Origin of the sequence: Microbacterium sp. 13-71-7 (genome assembly GCF_002257455.1) — a bacterium.
Lineage (GTDB): Bacteria > Actinomycetota > Actinomycetes > Actinomycetales > Microbacteriaceae > Microbacterium.
The window spans coordinates 1-6,911 of the sequence record NZ_NCKN01000213.1 but is presented as its reverse complement, the minus strand read 5'-3'; the positions used below and the strand labels follow the sequence as shown (position 1 = coordinate 6,911).

Here is a 6,911-nt window from a genome sequence, read left to right as displayed (position 1 = left end):
CTGCACGCGCAGATCGCGTACACCGCGCTCGAGTACAAGGCCGACGAGATGTCCTCGACGACGCGCGGCTATCCGGTCGAGCAGATCCACCTCATGCGTCGCGCCGGCTGGACCGGATACGGCGGGATCGTCGCGCTGGCCAGGATGTACGTGAACGTCAATCACCCGCGGGTCGCCGCGCTGACCCAGCCGCTGTACCGGGGGATGCGGAACGCGGGCCTCTTCACCCGGCGCGTGCTCGCCGCCGCCCGAAACGAGCACCAGGACGACGGGAGCCAGTCGTGACCGCGACCAGTGAGCTGATCCCCGCGCACCCGCGGCCGGCGAGCACGTTCCCCGAGGACGGCCGACGCCTCCTGGTCTACGTCGTGTACGACCCGCGCGGCGACATCGAGGACTACATCCCGTATGCGCTGCGCGCCCTGCGCCCGCACGTCTCGCACATCCTCATCGTCGTCAACGGCGCCCTCACCGAGGTGGGCCGCGAGAAGCTCGCCGCCGTCGGGGACGAGGTGCTGGAGCGCGAGAACCGGGGCTTCGACATCTGGGGGTACAAGGACGGCCTCGATCACATGCGGGACCGGATCGACGAGTTCGACGAGGTCGTCATCGCGAACGACACCTGGTACGGGCCGGTGCGCCCCTTCGCCGACGTCTTCGAGCAGATGGATCGTCGCGCGGTGCACTTCTGGGGCCTGACCGATCACGCGCGCGTGGAGCCGCACCCGTTCACGCAGACCGGCTACCTGCCGTACCACCTGCAGTCCTACTGGGTCGCGGTGCGCCGGGACATGCTCGCCTCCGAGGAGTGGCAGTCCTACTGGCGGGACCTGCCGGAGATGACGAGCTATTCGGATGCGGTCGTGAAGCACGAGGGAGTGTTCACCGAGCACTTCACGCTGGCCGGCTTCGTCGGCGACGTCGCCTTCCCGCTGCTCGTCGACAGCCCGGAGAACTATCCGGTGATGTACGCCAGGCAGCTCCTGGACGCCGGGTGCCCGACGCTCAAGCGGCGCGCCTTCTTCCAGTGGCCGCCGTTCCTCGACCGCGCCGCCGTGGTCAGCCGCTGGACCATGGACACCGCCGAGAAGTACGGCTACCCGGTCGAGCTGATCTACGCGGACATGGCGCGGAACGTCGCACCGAGGGTCATGAACGCGGGCGCGGCGCTGCTCTCCGTCCTCCCGGACGAGGACGTGTCCTACGATCCGGAGCGGCCGCTGCGGACCGTGGTGATCGCGCACATCTTCTACCCCGAGATGACGGCGGAGATGATGGATCTCGCGGATCGGCTCCCCGGCGCCTACGACGTCGTCATCACGACGCCGGAGGCGGAACGCGCCGCGGAGATCCAGAAGCACCTCGACGAGCGCGAGCTCCGCGGGGCCGTTCAGGTGCGCGTCCTGGAATCCAACAACGGGCGGGACCAGGGCGCCTTCCTCATCGGCTGCCGCGACGTGCTGCTCTCCGGCGAGTACGACCTGGTCGTGAAGATCCACTCGAAGAAGACCCCGCAGGACGCCCCGGCCGTCGGTGCGCACTTCAAGGAGCAGCAGTTCGGCAACATGCTGCACTCCGAGGGGTACGCGGCGAACGTGGTCGCCCTGTTCCAGCAGGAGGCGGGGCTCGGCCTCGCCTATCCGCCCATGGTCCACCTCGGGCATCCGACGGTCGGACACGGCTGGTGGGAGAACAAGCCGGGCTTCGCGGAGTGGTGCAGGACCCTCGGGATCCGCGTCCCGCTCGACGACGCCTCGCCGCTCGCGCCCTACGGTTCGATGTACTTCGCCCGTCCGGAGGCGCTGCGGCTGCTGATCGAGCACGACTGGAGCTACGACGACTTCGGCGACGCCACGGCCTACCAGGACGGCGGGCTCGCGCACATCCTGGAGCGGATGCCGTCCTACGCCGCGGGGGAGCTGCGTTTCCACACGCGGACGATCGCGGCGGCCGACTACCTCGCACAGAGCTACCCGGCGCTCAGCTACAACCTGGATCAGCTCTCGGCGACCATCCCGGGGTCGACCATGGAGCAGATCCAGATCCTGAAGCGTCTCGGCGAGTGGGACTACGGCACCTCGCGCGACTTCGGGCGCATGTTCGTCGCCCTCCACGTGCCGCATCTGCGCGACCGGCTGAAGGGCGTGTACCGCCGCTCCGAGCGGATCAGGGGAGCGCTGTGGCGGCTCCGTCATCCCTCCGCGTGGCGGCGCGGCTGAGCGCCGCCCTCCCTCACCTCTTCCACACGAACAGATCGGTAAACTGCACGCTATGTCTGTGGCCCAACCCGGATCGGCCTCGGAGCGCTTCGCGCGTCTGAGCGCTCTTCCCCTCCGCGAAGTCGGGGGGCTTCGCCCGTTCACCCCCCAAGGCTTCGTGGGATCGATCCGCGACATCCTCGGGCACCGCGAGATGCTGGACCTCCTCATCAAGCGCGACCTGAAGTCGCGCTACAAGGATTCCGCGCTGGGGTTCCTGTGGTCGCTCGCGCGCCCGCTCGTGCAGCTGCTGATCTACTTCGTCGTGCTGGGGCAGTTCATCGGCGCCGCGAGGGGGATCCCCGACTTCGCGATCTTCATCTTCTCCGGACTCACGGCGATGGGGCTGTTCACCGAGATCGCGGTCGGCGGCACGGGGTCGATCCTGGCCAACGCCGGTCTCGTGAAGAAGGTCTACGTCCCGCGCGAGCTGTTCCCGCTCGCATCTACCGGATCCGCGCTGTTCAACTTCGGGGTGCAGCTGCTCGTCCTGCTGGCGGCCACCCTCGTCGCGGGCAAGCCGCCGATCCACCCGCAGCTCGCCTACGTCATCCCGTCGCTCGCGCTGATCATCGTCTACGGTCTGGCGTTCGCACTGCTGCTCGGTGCGCTCAACGTGTATCTGCGGGATGTGCAGTACCTCGTCGAGGTCGCGACCATGCTGCTGTTCTGGGCCTCGCCGGTCGTATACGCCTGGTCGATGGTCAAGGGGCTGATCCATCACGCGTGGATCCTCGACGTCTATACGAACAACCCGCTCACGCTCGCGGTGATCGGATTCCAGAAGGCCTTCTGGGTGGCCGGCGACACCCTGCCGCAGCCCACCGATCTGCTCCTGCGCCAGGTGGTGGCGCTCGCGGTCGGCCTCGTCCTTCTGGTGCTGAGCCACCGGGTCTTCCTGCGCCTGCAGGGCAATTTCGCGCAGGAGCTGTGAGGACGGCATGGAAGAGATGATGAACGGCGCTCTCGCCAAGATCGAGCGACCCGTCGTGGTGGACGTCGCGGACGTCTCCAAGCGCTTTACCGTCCGCAAGGACTCCTCTCTGAAGGAGAGGATCGTGACCCTCGGCAAGGCGGGCCGTCGCCACCGCGAGGACTACTGGGCGCTGAACGACGTCTCGGTGCAGATCCGCGCCGGGAGCACCATCGGGCTGATCGGTCACAACGGCTCCGGCAAGAGCACCCTGCTCAAGGTGATCGGCGGGATCATCCAGCCGACCACCGGCGAGGTGCGCCAGCGCGGAAGGGTCGCCGCCCTGCTCGAGCTGGGGGCGGGCTTCCATCCCGACCTGACCGGACGGGAGAACGTCTATCTGAACGCGTCGCTCCTCGGTCTCACCCGCGAGGAGACCGCATCGCGGTTCGACGAGATCCTCGAGTTCTCCGGGATCGACGACTTCATCGACACCCAGGTGAAGTTCTACTCCTCCGGCATGTACGTGCGCCTCGCCTTCGCGGTCGCCGTGCACACGGATCCCGACATCCTGCTCGTGGACGAGGTCCTGGCGGTCGGCGACGAGGCCTTCCAGAAGAAGTGCATGGACAAGATCGAGGACTTCCAGAAGGAGGGGCGCTCGATCATCCTCGTCAGCCACGCGCTGGGCCAGATCGAAGAGCTCTGCGACCGGGTGCTGCTGCTGGACCACGGCAAGGTCGTGTTCGACGGCATCCCGGAGAGCGCCGTCGAACGCTTCCGGGAGATCCTCAAGGAGGGGTCGGAGCGCGACGGGCAGCACAACCTGTCGATGCAGTCGATGAAGGTGCTCGGGGTCGAGCTGCTCGACGCCGCGGGGAAGCCGACGGAGGAGATCGAGGGTACGGATCCGTTCACCGTGCGCATCCGGGTCCACTCCGACGTCCCCGTCGAGTCCTGGGCCGTGGGGTTCAGCATCGACACCGCGGCGGGCAGCATGGCTCTCGCGTCGAACACCGATCTGGCGAAGGTCGAGCTGGAGCCGATCGACGGCGAGCGGACCGTGGAGCTCACGGTGACGGACGCCCGGCTCGGCTCCGGGACGTACTCGATCAACGCGAACGTCGCGGGGTTCAGCACGCCCAGCGCGCATTCGCTCGAGGGCGGCGCGAGCTTCACCGTGGCGGGCTCGGCGCAGACGATCGGTCCCGCGGGGGGCTCGATCTCCGCGCGCTGACGCGTCCTATTCCGTGTCGTAGCCCTGCGGGTTGCCGGACTGCCAGCGCCAGGCGTCCTCGGCCATCTCGGCGATCCCGCGCCGGGCGCGCCAGCCGAGCTCCTGCTCGGCACGCGTCGTGTCGGCCCAGGCCTGCGCCAGGTCCCCGTCGCGCCGCGGCAGCACGCGATGCGGGATCGGCCGGCCGGATGCCTGCTCGAACGCGGCGATGAGCTCCAGCACCGATGTGGCCTTGCCCGTGCCGAGGTTCCACGCGCGGACGCCCTCGGAGGTGCGCAGGTGCTCGAGCGCCGCGACGTGGCCCTCGGCCAGATCCACGACGTGGATGTAGTCCCGCTCGCCGGTCCCGTCGGCCGTGGCGTAGTCGTCGCCGAAGACGCCGACCTCGGGGAGCCGCCCGACGGCGACCTGGGCGACGTAGGGGGCGAGGTTGTTCGGCACGCCGCGCGGGTCCTCCCCGATGAGCCCGCTCTCGTGCGCGCCGATCGGATTGAAGTAGCGCAGCAGCGCGATGCGCCAGCGCGGGTCGGCCTGCGCGACATCGGTGAGGACGCGCTCGAGCATCACCTTGGTCTGCCCGTACGGATTGGACGCGTCGAGCAGTCCGCCGTCCTCACGGTAGGGGGCGTTCTGGTGGTCGCCGTAGACGGTCGCCGAGGAGGAGAAGACGAGCGTGCGGACATCGTGGCGCTGCATGGTCGCCAGCAGCGCGAACGTCGTGCCGAGGTTCTCGGAGTAGTAGCGCAGCGGCTCCGCGACGCTCTCTCCGACCGCCTTGAGCCCGGCGAAGTGGATGACGGCCTCGGGCTTCTCCGCGGCGAAGACCGCGTCCAGCGCGGTCTCGTCGGAGACGTCCATCCGGTGCAGTCGCGGCGAGCGGCCGGCGATGCCGGCGACCCGCTCGAGCGCGACCGGCGAGCTGTTGGCGAAGTTGTCGACGACGATGACGTCGTCACCGCGCTCGAGGAGGGTGAGGATCGTGTGGGATCCGATGTAGCCGGCTCCACCGGTGACGAGTACGCGCACGTGTGCTCCTTGGCTCTGGACGGTTCTTCGATGCTACTGGTGGCGCTCACTCGCCCGCGGCGGATCAGCCGCGCGTCAGCACATCGTCGAGCAGGGTGCGCGCCCGCGCGTCGAAGGAGTGCTCGGCGCGGATCCGCCGGGAGATCTCCGCGAGCTCCGCGTCCGAGCAGAACTTCGCATCCAGAGGCGCGGACGTGAGGGCGAGGAGCTCCGGGATCTGGTCGTAGGTGCGCACGGCGGCCCCGAACAGGTCGGCGATGCCGTCGACGTCGTCGCTGATCGCCCGCCCGCCGGCCGCGACCACGTCGAAGAGGCGGTTCGAGACGAAACCCTCCCGTCGCATCGCGGGCCAGTGGTCGTTCAGGACCGCGCCCGCCGATTCGTAGAGCGCGGGCAGGGCGTCGTTGTCGACGTGGGTCCCTGCGATGGCGGATCCGGGGATGTACCCCCTCCAGTCCGGGCCGTACACCCGGACAGGACGCCCGGCGCGCAGCGGCTCGACGACCGAGGGGCGAGCGATGCCGCGCGCGGTGCCGACGAAGACGAGGTCGGCGCTGCGCGGAAGGCCCGATGGCGCGAAGCGCTGCGCATCGGTGCATTGCAGCAGCGGAAGGACGGGGAGCCCGAACCGCTGCGTCGCGGTCGCGGCCCACGAGGTCGACGCGGCGTAGACGTGGTCGTAGCCGGCGGCCTCCGCGGAGGTGATCTCGTCGGGGTGGCTGATGATCCAGAGGATCGTGTGCGCGGACGACGGCGCAGGCAGGGGGTGCGGTCCGCGCAGGGCCAGGACCACGTCGTCGAGACCGGAGGAGGCGCGATCGAGTGCGGGGCGGGCGTCCACGGCGACGTATTGCCCGTGGCGCTCGAGCGCGCCCGCGAGCGCGCGGGCGAAATGCGTCTCCCCCCAGGACTCTCCCCTGGGGCCTGCGGGGGCGGCGGTCTTGATCGCCCAGCGGAGCCGCGGCACCTCGGAGCCGTCGGGGAGGACGAAGCGCTCCGGGGAACGCGTGTAACGGGGGGAGGGGGCCGCACCGCCGGACCAGCCGTCGGCGCGCAGCCCGCGCGGCGACGGGGCCGCGGCGTCCGGGGTGTCGCCGGCCCGGTGCGACAGGCGCGGGACACCGCTCGGGGCGGGCCCCAGGACGGCCTCCGCGAGCAGAGTGCGCGGTGCGCCGCCGGCGGCTGCGCGTGAGGCCTGCACGGGGGCGTCGAGCGCCGTGACGGGAAGGACCTCGCCCAGTGCCTGTGCGTCCTCGCGCGGGTGCGAGGCGAGGGCGCGGTAGGGCGCGCCCTCGTGCGTCAGCAGGCCTGCGGAGGCGATCGAGCCGTCGGGCGCGAGCCAGACCGGCGCGGCCGGGGCCGAGTGCGCCGCGGCGATCAGCGCGCGGACCGCGCGCTCGGTGATGAGCGCGCCGGGGGCGCGCCGCACGAGCACCGCATCATCGGCGAGAGCGGTGCGCTCGGCGGCCTCCGCGGC

The 6,911-nt window shown here is 70.1% G+C and carries 6 protein-coding genes; 4 read left to right on the top strand and 2 right to left on the bottom strand.

Annotation, left to right across the window (positions count from 1 at the left end; genetic code table 11):
* The 4 genes from B7X32_RS16755 to B7X32_RS16740 all read left to right on the top strand — a co-directional run.
* Window positions 1-285, top strand: a 285-nt coding sequence (locus B7X32_RS16755) for a hypothetical protein (RefSeq protein ID WP_292722177.1), incomplete at its 5' end; no start/stop codon positions are given.
* Window positions 282-2,219, top strand: a complete 1,938-nt coding sequence (locus tag B7X32_RS16750) for a rhamnan synthesis F family protein (protein WP_292722174.1) — start codon at window positions 282-284, stop codon at window positions 2,217-2,219. The genes B7X32_RS16755 and B7X32_RS16750, both read left to right, overlap by 4 nt.
* Before the next feature lie 157 nt (window positions 2,220-2,376).
* Complete coding sequence (locus B7X32_RS16745; protein WP_366247003.1) at window positions 2,377-3,192, top strand: ABC transporter permease; 816 nt, start codon at window positions 2,377-2,379, stop codon at window positions 3,190-3,192.
* A gap of 7 nt (window positions 3,193-3,199) precedes the next feature.
* The gene (locus B7X32_RS16740; protein ID WP_292722168.1) at window positions 3,200-4,408 is read left to right on the top strand and encodes an ABC transporter ATP-binding protein; all 1,209 of its coding nucleotides are present in this window, start codon (window positions 3,200-3,202) and stop codon (window positions 4,406-4,408) included.
* 6 nt (window positions 4,409-4,414) lie between these two features.
* Here B7X32_RS16740 and galE read toward each other — a convergent pair whose 3' ends face one another.
* Window positions 4,415-5,434, bottom strand: a complete 1,020-nt coding sequence (gene galE, locus B7X32_RS16735; RefSeq protein WP_292722165.1) for a UDP-glucose 4-epimerase GalE — start codon at window positions 5,432-5,434, stop codon at window positions 4,415-4,417.
* Window positions 5,435-5,498: 64 nt separating this feature from the next.
* The coding region (locus B7X32_RS16730) for a glycosyltransferase (RefSeq protein WP_292722162.1) at window positions 5,499-6,911 on the bottom strand (1,413 nt) is incomplete at its 5' end.